This window comes from Nonomuraea sp. NPDC049649 (genome assembly GCF_040675175.1).
Lineage (GTDB): Bacteria > Actinomycetota > Actinomycetes > Streptosporangiales > Streptosporangiaceae > Nonomuraea.
Map to the genome: position 1 here is coordinate 26,725 of NZ_JBFAOH010000013.1, position 14,710 is coordinate 41,434.

9 protein-coding genes are annotated in these 14,710 nt (G+C 70.7%); 7 read left to right on the forward strand and 2 right to left on the reverse strand.

Annotation, left to right across the window (positions count from 1 at the left end):
• Nucleotides 1–79: 79 nt before the first annotated feature.
• A complete protein-coding gene (locus tag AB0J42_RS18720; protein ID WP_364295890.1) occupies nt 80–1,129 on the reverse strand; it encodes a polyprenyl synthetase family protein in 1,050 nt (349 codons plus the stop codon).
• 189 nt (nt 1,130–1,318) lie between these two features.
• Between AB0J42_RS18720 and AB0J42_RS18725 the strand changes: the two genes are divergently transcribed.
• The 4 genes from AB0J42_RS18725 (at nt 1,319) to AB0J42_RS18740 (ending at nt 4,728) form a co-directional block, all read left to right on the forward strand.
• Nucleotides 1,319–2,500: a zinc-dependent alcohol dehydrogenase gene (locus AB0J42_RS18725; RefSeq protein ID WP_364295892.1), complete on the forward strand. Its 1,182-nt coding sequence runs from the start codon at nt 1,319–1,321 to the stop codon at nt 2,498–2,500.
• A gap of 43 nt (nt 2,501–2,543) precedes the next feature.
• A complete protein-coding gene (locus AB0J42_RS18730) occupies nt 2,544–3,599 on the forward strand; it encodes an NAD-dependent epimerase/dehydratase family protein (RefSeq protein ID WP_364295894.1) in 1,056 nt (351 codons plus the stop codon).
• A gap of 221 nt (nt 3,600–3,820) precedes the next feature.
• Nucleotides 3,821–4,282: an ATP-binding protein gene (locus AB0J42_RS18735; RefSeq protein ID WP_364295896.1), complete on the forward strand. Its 462-nt coding sequence runs from the start codon at nt 3,821–3,823 to the stop codon at nt 4,280–4,282.
• 44 nt (nt 4,283–4,326) lie between these two features.
• Nucleotides 4,327–4,728, forward strand: coding sequence for a DUF1992 domain-containing protein (locus tag AB0J42_RS18740; protein ID WP_364295898.1), 402 nt, complete (start codon nt 4,327–4,329; stop codon nt 4,726–4,728).
• Nucleotides 4,729–4,944: 216 nt separating this feature from the next.
• Here AB0J42_RS18740 and AB0J42_RS18745 read toward each other — a convergent pair whose 3' ends face one another.
• A complete protein-coding gene (locus AB0J42_RS18745) occupies nt 4,945–7,290 on the reverse strand; it encodes a glycoside hydrolase family 6 protein (RefSeq protein WP_364295900.1) in 2,346 nt (781 codons plus the stop codon).
• Nucleotides 7,291–7,588: 298 nt separating this feature from the next.
• Between AB0J42_RS18745 and AB0J42_RS18750 the strand changes: the two genes are divergently transcribed.
• Genes AB0J42_RS18750 through AB0J42_RS18760 form a run of 3 tightly spaced genes read left to right on the forward strand, consistent with a single transcriptional unit; the run spans nt 7,589 to nt 14,615 of the window.
• Nucleotides 7,589–10,516 carry a glycoside hydrolase family 48 protein gene (locus AB0J42_RS18750; protein WP_364295902.1) on the forward strand — a complete coding sequence of 976 codons (2,928 nt, stop codon included), beginning with the start codon at nt 7,589–7,591 and terminating at the stop codon, nt 10,514–10,516.
• A complete protein-coding gene (locus AB0J42_RS18755) occupies nt 10,513–13,035 on the forward strand; it encodes a glycoside hydrolase family 9 protein (protein WP_364295904.1) in 2,523 nt (840 codons plus the stop codon). Before AB0J42_RS18750 ends, AB0J42_RS18755 begins: the two co-directional genes overlap by 4 nt.
• Nucleotides 13,032–14,615 (forward strand): cellulase family glycosylhydrolase, encoded by a 1,584-nt coding sequence (locus AB0J42_RS18760; RefSeq protein WP_364295906.1) that lies wholly within the window; start codon nt 13,032–13,034, stop codon nt 14,613–14,615. Before AB0J42_RS18755 ends, AB0J42_RS18760 begins: the two co-directional genes overlap by 4 nt.
• The last annotated feature ends 95 nt before the right edge of the window (nt 14,616–14,710 follow it).

The window sequence follows — 14,710 nt, forward strand, 5'->3', positions numbered from 1 at the left end:
GGAAAGTTACGGATAGTGGCTCTGGGTAATCGCTCGTGGGCAGGGGTCAGCCCCGGCCGTGTTCTCCACATGGCCGGGGTCAGCTGTCGCGGTGCGCGAGCCGGGTCGCGAGGATGGCCAGCGCCGCCCGCGCGCCGGCCTCGATCGGGGCGGCGTCGAGCGCTTCCATCGCCTGCTCGACCCGTTCCTTGATCATCGACTCGACCTCGTCGAGCGCGCCCGTCTCGCGCAGGATGCGGCGGAGCTCGGCCGCCTGCTCCTCGCCCAGCTCCGGATTGCCGTGCCAGGCGTCGAGGTAGGCCTGCTGCCCGGGGGTCGCCCGCGCCAGCGCGTGCGCGACCAGCACGGTGTGCTTGCCCTCGCGCAGGTCGTCGAGGGCCGACTTGCCAGTCTCGCCGGACGAGCCGAACGTGCCGAGTACGTCGTCGCGCAGCTGGAACGCCTCGCCGAGCGGCAGCCCGAACCGGGAGTAGGCGCGCAGCAGGGCGGGCTCGCCCCCGGCCAGCGCGCCGCCGATCTGCAGCGGCCGCTCGACGGTGTACTTGGCCGTCTTGTAGCGGATCGTCGTCAGCGCCTGCTCGACGCTCGCCCCGGCGCGGAGCTGGGCCAGCATGTCCAGATACTGGCCGCTGATGACCTCCGTGCGCATGGCGTCGAACAGGCGGTGCGCGGCCCGCAGCCGGTCCGGGGGCACGTCGCACGACGACAGCAGGGCATCCGACCAGGACAGGCTCAGCGTGCCCAGGAGTATCCCGCCCGCCTGCCCGAAGGCCTCCGCGCCAGGTCCTTCGTGCAGGCGGGCGAGGCTTCGGTGGATCGTCGCCTGCCCGCGGCGCAGCTCGCTGCCGTCCATGATGTCGTCATGGATCAGCAGGCCCGCGTGGCAGAGCTCCAGCGCCGCGGCGGCGCTGATGATCTCATCGCAGTCTTCGCCGCCGGCGCCCCGCCAGCCCCAGTAACACAGCTGGGGCCTGACCCGCTTGCCCCCGCCGAGAATGAAGTCGACCAGCAGCTGGTAGGCCGCCGCCACGTCGGGATCGGAGACCGGGGGCCGCCAGTCGTCGAGGAACCCGGCCAGCCGGTCGTCGATGCGGGGCGCCAGCAGGTCGGAGGTGATGCTCACGGTCATCAGCCAGGCTCCTTCGGGGTCCACTCTGGGCTACCAGTAGTTACTCACCGAATACGGAGTGTGTAAAGCGGGTTGGCGGACCGAATTTTCTCCGGGTCCTCCGGAGCCCCGCTCATGACCCTCCCGTGACCTCACGCCTATGGGCGTGTTCCCGGGGTATGCGGGTGTGGTCCGACGAGGAGGGGAACCATGAAGGCTGTCACATGGCACGGAAAGCGGGACGTACGGGTCGAAGAGGTGTCCGATCCGGAGATCAAGGAACCGACCGACGCCGTCATCAAGGTCACCAGCAGCGGGATCTGCGGCTCCGACCTCCATCTGTACGAGGTGCTCGGGCCGTTCCTCCAGGAGGGCGACATCCTCGGTCACGAGCCGATGGGCGTCGTGGAGGAGGTCGGCGCGCAGGTCAACGGGCTGCGGCCGGGCGACCGGGTGGTGATCCCGTTCAACATCGCCTGCGGCCGCTGCCACATGTGCGGGATGGAGCTGTACGCGCAGTGCGAGACCACCCAGGTCCGCGAGCACGGCATGGGCGCGGCCCTGTTCGGCTACACCAAGCTCTACGGCCAGGTGCCCGGCGGGCAGGCGGAGTACCTGCGGGTGCCGCAGGCGCACTTCGGACCGATCAAGGTGCCCGAGGGGCCGCCCGACGAGCGGTTCGTCTACCTGTCGGACGTGCTGCCCACCTCCTGGCAGGCCGTGGAGTGGGCGGGGGTGCCCGAGGGCGGCAGCGTCACCGTCTTCGGCCTCGGCCCCATCGGCCAGATGTGCGCGCGCATCGCCCGCCACCTCGGCCACCGGGTGATCGGCGTCGACGGGGTGCCCGAACGGCTCCAGATGGCCGCCAGGCACGGCGTCGAGGTCGTCGACGCGAGCGAGGTCACCGACGTGCCCGCCGCGATCCGCGACCTGACGTCCGGGCGCGGCACCGACTCGGTGATCGACGCGGTCGGCATGGAGGCGCACGGCTCGCCGGCCGGCCGGCTCGCCCAGCAGCTCACCACCTTCCTGCCGGGCGCGGTGGCGGCGCCGCTCATGACCCACGCCGGCGTGGACCGGCTGGCCGCGCTCAACGCGGCCATCGAGAGCGTACGGCGCGGCGGCACGATCTCGGTCATCGGCGTCTACGGCGGCATGACCGACCCGATGCCGATGCTGCGCATGTTCGACAAGGGCATCACGCTCCGCATGGGCCAGGCGCACGTCAAGCGCTGGATCGGCGCGCTGATGCCGCTGGTCACCGACGACGCCGACCCGCTCGGGGTCATGGACCTCACCACGCACACCATGCCGCTGGACAAGGCGCCCGAAGCGTACGAGATGTTCCAGAAGAAGCGGGACGGCGCGATAAAGATCCTGCTCAGGCCGTGACGAGGGCGGTTTCGCGGGGCGTGGCCGGGGCAGCGACACCGCCATGAGAGTCGTGGTGGTGGGTGCGACGGGCAACGTCGGGACCAGCGTGGTGCGGGCACTGGCAGCGGACGAGAGCGTGACGTCCATCGCGGGCGTGGCCAGGCGGCTGCCCGGCGCGCGGATCGGCGGGGACAAGACCGAGTGGCACCGGGCCGACGTGGTCCGCTCCGACCTGTCGCCGATCTTCGAGGGCGCCGACGCGGTCGTGCACCTGGCCTGGTTGTTCCAGCCGACCCGGGACCCCGCCGTCACCTGGCGGGCCAACGTGCTCGGCAGCACGCGGGTGTTCCGCGCCGCCGCGGAGGCGGGGGTGCCCGCGCTGGTGTACGCGTCCTCGGTCGGCGCGTACTCGCCCCGGGCCAAGGACGAGCCGGTGGACGAGAGCTGGCCCACGCACGGCTTCGGCGGCGCGGCCTACGGGCGGGAGAAGGCCTACGTGGAGCGGGTGCTCGACGTGTTCGAGAACGACAACCCGGGCATCCGCGTGGTCCGCATGCGGCCGGGCTTCATCTTCCAGCGGGCGGCGGCCAGTGAGCAGCGCAGGCTGTTCGCCGGGCCTTTCCTGCCGCGGCGGCTGGTCAGGGCGGGGCGGATCCCGTTCGTGCCGGACGTCCCCGGGCTCAAACTCCAGGTGCTGCACGCCGAGGACGCGGCGGAGGCGTTCCGGCTGGCCGTCACCACGCCGGTGAGCGGGGCCTTCAACCTCGCCGCCGAGCCGGTGCTCGACCCGCACACGCTGGCCGAGCTGCTGGGCGCCCGCGTCGTGCCGGTCTCGGGGCCGCTGGCCAGGGCCGCCGTGACGGCCGGCTGGCATCTGCGGCTGGTGCCCGCCGCGCCGGGCCTGCTGGAGCTGGCCCTGGCGATCCCGCTGATGAACGTGGACAGGGCCCGCGAGGTGCTGGGCTGGACGCCCCGCCGCACCGCCGAGGAAGCGATCTTGTCCGTACTGGAAGGCATGCGTGAGGGCGCCGGGCTGGACACCGCGCCGCTCGCCCCCGACAGCGGGCGGGGGCGGCTGCGCGAGGTGGCCACCGGCGTCGGCGCGCGCGATGTGTGAGGTATACCCCATCTGTTACGAAAGGGTGTGAATTCATTCCTTTGGGGAAAGGGGTTGACTATCGCGAGGTCCGGAAGCGCGGCCTGCGTGTCTCGACGACACGGAGGGATTCCATGGACCTCAAGCTCCCGATCCTCCCGGCCGGCGGCCCATGCGTGCGACACCCGGGCGCCTTCTCACCCCACGCGCCGGCGACATCAGGCAATCTCGAGGAGCCTGCCATGCGCACTCTCTTGGCCCAGCGCTTCACCGTCGAGGAGGTGCCCGCGATCCGCCACGCCGTCGCACGGGAGGCGACGGCCTGCGGACTGACCGGCCCGCGCCTGGACGACTTCGTCCTGGCCGTGCACGAGAGCGTCATCAACGCCGTCTCCCACGCCGGCGGGCGCGGCCACGTCCGGCTGTGGACCGTGGCCGGCGTCCTGCGCGCCGAGACCGTCGACCGCGGATCGGGCATCCCGGGCGGCTACCTGAACGGCCACCACCTGCCCGGCGAGACGGCCTCCGACGGCCGGGGGATCTTCCTCATCAGAGAACTCTGCGACGACGTCGTCTTCAGCACCGGGCCCCAGGGGACCCGCGTGGAGATCACCATGCGCCTGCCGCGGTGCCGCCGGCCGCTGTCACCCATGAGACGCGTCCGGGTGACGGCGCCCCGGCCGGGCCGCAACTTCATCGCCTGAAGCGGTGGGTACGCTCACATTAGAGCCAGCTGTCAGGGGGCCTTGTGAGCGACCGCAAACCGCCGGGGATGCCGTTCGAGACCTGGGTGGATCGGCAGATCCGCGAGGCGATGGAGCGCGGCGAGTTCGACGACCTGCCCGGCACCGGCAAGCCCATCCCCGGGCTCGACCGTCCCGACGACGAGATGTGGTGGGTCAAGCAGAAGGTCCGCTCCGAAGGGCTGTCCATGCCGCTGCCGCCGACGCTCCAGCTGCGCAAGGACGCCGAGGAGGCGCTGCGCCAGGCCAAGGGGGCGCGGACCGAGGCCGAGCTGCGGCGGATCGTCGGCGACATCAACGAGCGGATCCGCAAGGCCATCAGGACCGGTCTGTCCGGGCCGCCGCTCAACCTCATGCCGTACGACGTCGAACGCCTCGTGTCCGAGTGGCGCGAGAACCGTCGCTAGCCGCGGCCTCCCTGGTGCCCGGGTCGTTCACCACCAGGGGTTCGCTCCGTCCCCCCGAGGGCTCTGGTCGTGACGTGGGGCGTGCCGGCGGGCGCGGCGATCTCTGCTTTTCCCGTACGAGACGAACGCCCCTCGCGTCATGGCGCGAGGGGCGTCCGGGTTTGATACAGAGCCCAGGCCGGGGCAGGTCCTGCGGCCTGGGCCCTGTGCTCGGCGTCAGGGCAGCGGCGGGTACGCGTTCCTGACGAGCTCCTGGAACTGGGCGGAGAACCACTGGCCGGAGATCGGCGCGTCGGCCAGGGCGCCACTCGGGTTGTTGCCGTTCAGCTCGTTGCCCATGTACGTCGGGTCGCACATGCGGTCGAACCGCTTGCCCTCGTCGTTGTCGATCTCACGGCTGGCGCCGTCCGACTCGCCGGGCGGCTTGACCCAGACGTAGGCGTCGAAGCCCGTGGCGGGGTTGGCCCGCGGCCGCTCGCCGAGGCCCGCGCCGCTCTGGTTGCACCAGTTGCCGGCGTGGATGCGGCGGTCGGTCCGCGACTCCTCCACGAAGGTGTTCACGTTGGTCGAGCTGCTCGGCCCGGACGGGCGGGCGGTGCCGCCCCAGCCGTTGCGGGAGGTGTCGACGAGCATGCCGAGACCCTCGCGGAAGCCCTTCTGGATGAGGGCGTTGCGCAGGGCGGCGGCGAAGGTGGCCTCGTCGACGTAGTAGTTCCAGTCCACCCAGTCGGACTGGCGGACCGTGGTGCCGTTCACCGTGGTGTTGATGTTGAAGTGCGGCTCGCTGAGCGCGGAGTAGTTGGCGGTGTTGACGATGAAGCCGTCCACGCTGTCCACGTCCGCGGCGGTGCCCCGCACGGTCTCGTAGAACAGGTCGACCGCGGGCTGGAAGTTCGAGTCCCAGCCGAGCCAGGCGTGGTGGGCGGCGTCGACGTAGGTGTAGACGTTGGTGATCGCGTGCAGCTTGTCGAGCGCGTACCGGACGCCGTCACGGTAGCCGCCGGGGCCGTCGGCCTCCTGGCAGTCCGGGAACTGGTCGATGTTGGTGATCAGGTTCGGCAGCGAGTCGGGCTCGATGATGGTGACGATGCGCAGGTTGGCGTACTGCGGGTCGTCGAGGATGTCGGCGATCGGGTCGATGTACTCGGTCTTGTAGCGGTTGAAGCCGTTCTCGGAGATGCGCAGCTCGCCGTTGGAGGCCAGCGCCGAGCAGTCCCGGTTCGGCAGGTTGTAGATGACGACCTGGATGGTGAGCGGCGCGGCGCCGTTGGCGGCGTCCTGCCTGACCGCCTCGTCCATGTGCTCACGCAGGCTCATGGCGTCGGCGGAGCCGCCGATGGCGGCGGTCCGGTCCATCCACACGGCGGTGGAGATGTTGGCCACCGCGTCGCCGCCGGGCTCGGCCGCGGCCTTGGCCGACCAGTCGGGGTTCACGTAGCCGGTCGCTCCGGCGTACGGGTTCTCGACGTGCTCCGGCTCGGTGCCGCCGTCGTCGTCGGCCTCGGTGGCCGTGACGGTGCGGGAGGTCAGGCCGGTCGAGGAGACGGTGATGGTGCGGGTGCCGTTGGTGGTGTCGGCGTCCTGCGCGGCGGCGAGCGTCACGGTCTGCGGGGTGTTCCAGTTGCTCGGGGTGAAGGTGAGCGTGGCCCCGGAGGAGATCGTGATGTCCGTGTCGCCGCTGCCGGCGGCCGAGGTGACGGTCACGTTCTCGTCCGGCTGGGCCGCCAGGCGGACGGTGTACGTGGCGGTGCTGCCCTCGGGCACGGTCACCGACGTCGGCGTGACGATCAGCGACTGCTCCTGGGTGGCGTCGTCGTCGATCTCGCTGGCCTCGACGGTCGCCGGGGTGACGCCGGGCCCGCCCACGGTGAAGACGGCGGTGCCGGAGACGGCGTCGGCGTCCTGCGCGGCGGCCAGGGTCACGGTCTGCGGGGTGTCCCAGTTGCTCGGCGTGAACGTGAGCGAGGCGCCGGAGGCGACGCTCAGGTCGGAGTCGCCGCTGGTCCTGGTGGTGTTCACGGTCACGTTCGAGGAGGGGGCGGACGACAGGCGGGTGGTGAAGGTGGCGGTGCCGCCCTCGGGGACCGCGACCGAGCTGGCGGAGGTGATGACCGCGGGGGTCTCAGTGCTGGGCTCGCCGCAGGTGGTGCCGTTGATGGCGAACGAGGTGGGCGCCGGGTTGCTGCCGGTCCAGGAGCCGTTGAAGCCGATGCTGGTGCTGGCTCCGGTGGCGAGGCTGCCGTTCCACTCCATGTTCTGGGCCGTGACCCGGGTGCCGGACTGGCTCCAGGTCGCGCTCCAGCCCTGCTCGTAGCGCTGGCCGGTGGTGGGGAAGTCGAAGGTCAGCGTCCAGTTGCTGAGCGCGTCACCGCGGTTCTCGATGGTGATGGAGGCGGTGAAGCCACCGCTGGAGCCGTTGCTCCAGTCGTTGGAGGTGTACGAGACGTCACAGGAGACCGCGGCTTGCGCCGCCGTGGTCTGCACGGCGACCAGTCCGAAGGCCGCGACGAAGGTCGCGGTCGCGGTCACGGCCCATTTGCGCAGGCCGCGTGGGATCTTCACGAGTCATCATCTCCTGGGGGACAGAGGCTGACTTGGGAGCGCTCCCAATGGTGCAGGCGGTCCGCCGGGGTGTACAGCACGCGACGCTCCGCGATGGCCGTCACGCGGTCGCACGCTCGCTGAACGCCCCTGAAGGGGTGTGAAACTTTCATGCCACGCCACCAGGTGAGAGGAAATACGGGCGTCACGCGGAGGGCGTTTCGTTGACAGCGGCTCTACAGCGCATCGCACAATCCCCATTGGGAGCGCTCCCACCCCCTACTCCCATGGAGCAGCCGTGATCCGTAGACCCAGATCGATGCTCGCGCGATGGGCCAGGAGACTCGCCGCACCCGCGGTCCTGGTCCTCGTGGCGGGCACCACCACCGTACTCGCGCAGGCACCGGCCAGCGCGGCCGTCGCCTGCCAGGTGTCCTACACCTCCAACGACTGGAGCAACGGCTCCAGCGGTGGCTTCACCGCCTCCATCACCATCGAGAACCGCGGTGACGCGCTCAGCAACTGGACCCTGACCTTCGACTTCCCCACCACCGGCCAGCGCTACGAGCAGGGCTGGAGCGCGACCTGGAGCCAGTCCGGCACCCGGGTCACGGCCCAGAACATGCCGTGGAACGGCAGCCTCGCCACCGGAGCCAGCACCAGCATCGGCTTCAACGGCACCTGGACCGGCAGCAACCCGGCGCCCACCTCGTTCGCCATCAACGGCACCACCTGTGGTGACGAGCAGACCAACAACCCGCCCACGGTCTCGCTGACCTCGCCGAACGCCGGGCAGAACTTCACCGCCCCGGCCACCGTGCCGATCGCCGCGACCGCCGCGGACTCCGACGGCACCATCGCCAAGGTCGACTTCTACCAGGGCGACACGCTCCTGGGCACCGACACGAGCGCCCCCTACACGTACAACTGGCAGAACGTGCCGGCGGGCAACTACTCGATCACCGCCCGGGCGACCGACGACGGCGGCGAGACCACCGTCTCGTCCCCGGTCGGCATCACCGTCACCTCGGACAGCAGCCCGGCGCTGCTCGTCAGCCCGCTCAGCCTGGCCGTGCCCGAGGACGGTGACGCCTCCTTCACCGTCCAGCTCTCGGCAGAGCCCACCGGCAACGTGACCGTGACCACCGAGCGGGTGAGCGGCGACACCGACCTCACCGTCGGCTCCGGGGCCACCCGGACCTTCACCCCGTCGAACTGGAACACCCCGCAGACCGTGACGCTGCACGCCGCCAACGACGCGGACGACGTCAGCGGCTCGGCCGTGTTCCGGGTCAGCGCGACCGGCTACAGCCCGGTCGAGGTGACCGCCACCGAGGTGGACGACGACGGGACCGGCGGCGACAACGAGTACATCCAGCGCTTCACCGAGCTCTACAACGACCTGCACGACCCCGCCAACGGCTACTTCTCGCCCGAGGGCGTGCCGTACCACTCGGTGGAGACGTTCCTGGTCGAGGCGCCCGACCACGGGCACGAGACCACGTCCGAGGCCTACAGCTACTACCTGTGGCTGGAGGCGGTCTACGGGCAGGTCACCGGCGACTGGTCGAAGTTCAACGACGCCTGGGCCTCCATGGAGACGTACATCATCCCGGCCACGGCCGACCAGCCGACCAACTCGTTCTACGACCCGTCCAGCCCGGCCACGTACGCGGCCGAGCACAACAGCATCAGCAACTACCCGTCGCCGATCGACCCGAGCGTGAGCGTGGGCAGCGACCCCATCGCGAACGAGCTGCAGAGCGCGTACGGCACCCGTGACATCTACGGCATGCACTGGCTGCTCGACGTCGACAACACCTACGGCTTCGGCCGGTGCGGCGACGGCACCACCAGGCCCGCCTACATCAACACCTACCAGCGCGGGGCCGAGGAGTCCGTGTTCGAGACCATCCCGCAGCCCTCGTGCGACACGTTCGAGCACGGCGGGCCGAACGGCTTCCTCGACCTGTTCATCGACGACTCCGCCTACGCCAAGCAGTGGAAGTACACCAACGCCCCCGACGCCGACGCCCGTGCGGTGCAGGTGGCGTACTGGGCGCTGACCTGGGCCAAGGCGCAGGGCAAGGAGTCGGAGATCTCCGCCACCGTGGCCAAGGCCGCGAAGATGGGCGACTACCTGCGCTACGCGATGTACGACAAGTACTTCAAGCAGCCCGGGTGCACCAGCCCGTCCTGCCCGGCGGGCACCGGCAAGAACTCCGCCTCCTACCTGCTGTCCTGGTACTACGCCTGGGGCGGCGCGACCGACGCCAACGCCGGATGGGCCTGGCGGATCGGCTCCAGCCACAACCACGCCGGCTACCAGAACCCGTTCGCGGCCTGGGCGCTGTCGAACGTGGCCGAGCTGCGGCCGCGCGGCTCCACCGCCGCGGACGACTGGAGCACCAGCCTCACCCGGCAGCTGCAGTTCTACACCTGGCTGCAGTCGGCCGAGGGCGCGATCGCGGGCGGCGCGACCAACAGCTGGGAGGGCCACTACGCCACCCCGCCGAGCAACCTGCCCAAGTTCCACGGCATGACCTACGACTGGCAGCCCGTCTACCACGACCCGCCGTCCAACCAGTGGTTCGGCTTCCAGGCCTGGACGATGGAGCGGGTGGCCGAGCTGTACAACGTCACCGGCAACGCCGACGCCAAGCGGCTGCTGGACAAGTGGGTGGAGTGGGCGCTCGACCACACCACGGTCGGGCCCGACGGCGACTACCAGATCCCGTCCACGCTGAGCTGGACCGGCGCGCCCGCCGGTGACTTCAACGCCACCAGCGGCATGCCGCCGGCCAACCCGGACCTGCACGTCGAGGTCGTGAACCACACCCAGGACGTGGGCGTGGCCGGCTCCTACGCCAAGGTCCTGATGTACTACGCGGCCAGGGCGAACCACGCCGAGGCCCGTGACACGGCCAAGGCGCTGCTCGACGCCGTGTGGGAGAACCGCGACGACAAGGGCGTCTCGGTCGAGGAGACCAGGGCCGACTACGAGCGCGTGGCCGACCCGGTCTACGTGCCGCCGGGCTGGACCGGCACCATGCCGAACGGCGACCCGATCAACTCGAACTCCACGTTCATGTCGATCAGGTCCTTCTACGAGGACGACCCGGACTGGCCGCGGGTGCAGGCCTTCCTGAACGGCACCGGGCCGGCCCCGACGTTCAACTACCACCGGTTCTGGGCTCAGGTCGACGTGGCCGTGGCCCTGGCCGAGTACGGGCGGCTCTTCCCGTGATCAGCCGCTTCACCAGGAGGGCCGCCGCCGTCGCGGCGGCGGCCCTCGCCCTTCCGCTCCTCGCCGTACCGGGCGCCCAAGCGGCGGCCCCGGCGTTCGCGTACGGCGAGGCCCTTCAGAAGTCGCTCTGGTTCTACGAGGCTCAGCAGTCGGGCGAGCTGCCCGACTGGAACCGTGTGAGCTGGCGGGGCGACTCCGCGCTGGACGACGGGTCGGACGTCGGGCTCGACCTGACCGGCGGCTGGTACGACGCCGGCGACCACGTCAAGTTCGGCTTCCCGATGGCGTTCTCCGCCACGATGCTGGCCTGGGGCGCGGTCGAGTACCGCGACGCCTACGAGGACTCGGGCCAGCTCACCCACCTGCTGAACAACCTCAGGTGGGTCAACGACTACTTCATCAAGGCCCACCCGTCGCCGAACGTCCTGTACGGGCAGGTCGGCAACGGCGGCACCGACCATGCCTGGTGGGGCCCGGCCGAGGCGATGTCCATGGCCCGTCCCGCGTACAAGATCGACGCGTCGTGCGGCGGGTCGGACCTGGCGGGGGAGACGGCGGCGGCGATGGCCGCCGCGTCGATCGTCTTCCGGCCGACCGACCCGGACTACGCCGACACGCTGGTCACGCACGCCAGGCAGCTCTACACCTTCGCCGACACCGTGAGAGAGGAGTACAGCGACTGCATCACCGACGCCCAGAGCTACTACAAGTCCTGGAGCGGATACACCGATGAGCTGGTCTGGGGCGCGATCTGGCTGTACAGGGCAACACAGGACCCGGCTTTCCTGACCAAGGCCGAGTCGCTCTACGACAGCCTCGGCACCGAGCCCCAGACCTCCATCAAGTCGTACAAGTGGACCATCGCCTGGGACGACAAGTCCTACGGCACCTACGTGCTGCTGCACAAGCTGACCGGCAAGCAGAAGTACCTCGACGACGCCAACCGCTGGCTCGACTGGTGGACGGTCGGGGTGAACGGCTCCCGGGTGGCGTACTCGCCCGGCGGCCAGGCCGTGCTGGACCGGTGGGGGTCGCTGCGGTACGCGTCCAACACCGCCTTCGCGGCGCTCGTGCACAGCGACTCCATCAGCGACGCCACGCGTAAGGCCCGCTACCACGACTTCGCGGTGCGGCAGATCGACTACGCGCTCGGCGACAACCCGCGCAACTCGTCCTACGTCGTCGGATTCGGCAACAACCCGCCGAAGAACCCGCACCACCGCACCGCGCACGGCTCGTGGACGGACCAGCTCTCCTCGCCGGAGGAGACCCGTCACACCCTGTACGGCGCGCTCGTCGGCGGACCGCCCGACCCGAACGACGCCTACACCGACGAGCGGGACGACTACGTGATGAACGAGGTCGCCACCGACTACAACGCGGGCTTCACCAGCGCGCTCGCCCGGCTCTACCAGGAGTACGGCGGGGCGCCCGCGGCCGGCTTCCCCACCGAGGAGGAGCCCGACGGGCCGGAGATCTTCGTGGAGGCCGCGGTCAACGCCACCGGCCAGAACTTCACCGAGATCAAGGCCATCATCCGCAACCGGTCGGCCTGGCCCGCCCGGGTCCTGGACGACGGCTCGTTCCGCTACTACTTCACCCTCGACGGCGACACCACGGCCTCGCAGATCACCGTGTCGTCCGCGTACACCCAGTGCGCCCAGCCGACCCTGCACGCGGCGGGCGGCAGGACGTACTACGCGGCCGTCGACTGCTCCGGCGAGGACATCGCCCCGGCGGGACAGTCGCAGCACCGCCGAGAGATCCAGTTCCGGATCGCCAGCTCCGGCACGTGGGACCCGGCCAACGACTGGTCCTACCAGGGCGTGGCCACCACGCCGGGCGCGACGCCGGTACGGGTGGACAACATCACGCTCTACAGCGGCGCCACCAAGATCTGGGGTCAGCCGCCCGGACCCGAGGAGGAGGACGACACCCCGCCCGGCACCCCGGGCACCCCGGCGGCCTCCGCGATCACCGGCTCCACGGCCCGGCTGACGTGGACGGCGGCCACCGACGACGTGGGCGTCAGCGGCTATGACGTCTATCTGGACGGGGAGAAGGCGGGCACCGCCACGGGCACGACCTTCGACCTGACCGGGCTCACCCCCGGCACCGAGTACACCGCGTACGTGGTCGCCAGGGACGCGGCGGGCAACACCTCGCCGCCGTCCGGCAGTGTCACGTTCACCACGACCGACCAACCGGCCCCGACCGGCGGCTGCACCGCCGAGTTCAAGGTCGTCAACTCCTGGAGCGGCGGCTACCAGGCCGAGGTCACCGTGGCGAACGCCGGCACCGAGCCCATCACCGGCTGGGCCGTCTCCTGGACCGGCTCCGGCACGATCAACCAGATCTGGGGTGGCAAGCACACCGCGTCCGGCTCGTCCGTGACCGTACGGAACGAGAGCTGGAACGGCGCCCTCGCCCCCGCGGGCACCACCACGTTCGGCTTCCTGGCCAACGGCACCGGCACCGTGCCCGACCCCGTCACCTGCACCCCTGAGGGCAGCTCATGAGATCACGCCTCGCCGCCCTGGCGGCGCTCATCCTCCTCCCGGTCGCCCTGATCAGCCAACCGGCGCACGCCGCCACCGGCATCCACGTCAGCGGCGCGAACATCGTCGAGAGCGGCGGACAGAACCTGATCCTCCGCGGCACCAGCCACCCGCACGCCTGGTACACCGGCCAGACCCAGTCGTTCCGCGACATCAAGTCGCTCGGCGCCAACGCGGTGCGCGTGGTGCTGAGCGGCGGCCGGTGGACCCCCAACAACACCGCCGACGTGGCCGGCGTCGTCTCCCTGTGCAAGCAGAACAAGCTGATCTGCGTCCTGGAGAACCACGACACCACCGGCTACGGCGAGCAGAGCGGCGCCTACACCCTGGACCAGGCCGCCGACTACTGGATCAGCGTCAAGTCCGCCCTGGTGGGCCAGGAGGACTACGTCATCGTCAACATCGGCAACGAGCCGATCGGCAACAACGCCGTCACGCCCGGCTGGGCCGCCGCCACCTCGGCCGCGATCCAGAAGCTGCGGTCCAACGGCTTCGACCACGCGCTCATGGTGGACGCCCCCAACTGGGGCCAGGACTGGCAGTTCACCATGCGCGACAACGCCCAGGCCGTCTTCGACAGCGACCCAGACCGCAACGTGATCTTCTCGATTCACATGTACGGGGTCTTCGACACGGCCGCGGAGATCACCGCCTACATGGACGCGTTCAAGACCGCCGGGCTGCCGCTGGTCGTGGGCGAGTTCGGGCACGACCACTCCGACGGCGACCCCGACGAGGACACGATCATGGCCCAGGCCGTGAGCCGCGGCCTCGGCTACTTCGGCTGGTCGTGGAGCGGCAACGGCGGCGGCGTCGAATACCTCGACCAGGTCGTCAACTTCGACGTGAACCAGCTCACCTCCTGGGGCGAGCGGCTGTTCAACGGGACCGACGGCATCCGGGCCACCGCCCGCGAGGCCGCGATCTACGGCGGCGGCGGCCCGGCGGACACCACCCCGCCGACCGCCCCCGGCACCCCGTCGGCGTCGGACGTGACCGCCACCGGCGCCCGCCTCACCTGGGCCGCCTCCACCGACGACGTGGGCGTCACCGGCTACGACGTCTACCGCTCCGGCGGCACGCTCCTCGGCCGGACGGCGACCACCTCCATCACGCTCTCCGGCCTCACCCCGGACACCGCCTACCAGGTGTACGTGCGAGCCAGGGACGCGGCGGGCAACCAGTCCGCACCGTCGCCGGACGCCTCGTTCACCACCGAGCCGGGCAGCCCCGGCGGCGGCTGCTCGGTGACCGCCTCCGTGCAGAGCCAGTGGGGCAGCGGGTACGTGGCCCAGGCCACCGTCACCAACACCGGCTCCGCGGCCGTCGACGGCTGGACGGTGACGTTCACGCTGCCCGCCGGCCACGAGATCACCGGCTACTGGAACGCCGACATCACCGTCAGCGGCCAGACCGTGACCGCCAGGAACGTCGGCTACAACGGCAACCTCGGCCCGGACGCGAGCACCGGCTTCGGCTTCCAGGCCGGCCGCCCCGACGGCCAGACCAGCGTGCCGTCCGGCTACTCCTGCGCCACCTGACCGACCCGTCCCCTACCTGAAGGAGGTGAGGCCCCACCCCGACTGAAGTCAACCGCCCCTGCGAATCATCCCCGCCCGGATGGCGCGAACGCGGC

Excerpts from the sequence above, each read along its gene's own strand:
- AB0J42_RS18720 (WP_364295890.1), bottom strand. The coding sequence starts at position 1,129 with ATGACCGTGAGCATCACCTCCGACCTGCTGGCGCCCCGCATCGACGAC.
- AB0J42_RS18725 (WP_364295892.1), top strand. The coding sequence starts at position 1,319 with ATGAAGGCTGTCACATGGCACGGAAAGCGGGACGTACGGGTCGAAGAG.
- AB0J42_RS18730 (WP_364295894.1), top strand. The coding sequence starts at position 2,544 with ATGAGAGTCGTGGTGGTGGGTGCGACGGGCAACGTCGGGACCAGCGTG.
- AB0J42_RS18735 (WP_364295896.1), top strand. The coding sequence starts at position 3,821 with ATGCGCACTCTCTTGGCCCAGCGCTTCACCGTCGAGGAGGTGCCCGCG.
- AB0J42_RS18750 (WP_364295902.1), top strand. The coding sequence starts at position 7,589 with ATGCTCGCGCGATGGGCCAGGAGACTCGCCGCACCCGCGGTCCTGGTC.
- AB0J42_RS18760 (WP_364295906.1), top strand. The coding sequence starts at position 13,032 with ATGAGATCACGCCTCGCCGCCCTGGCGGCGCTCATCCTCCTCCCGGTC.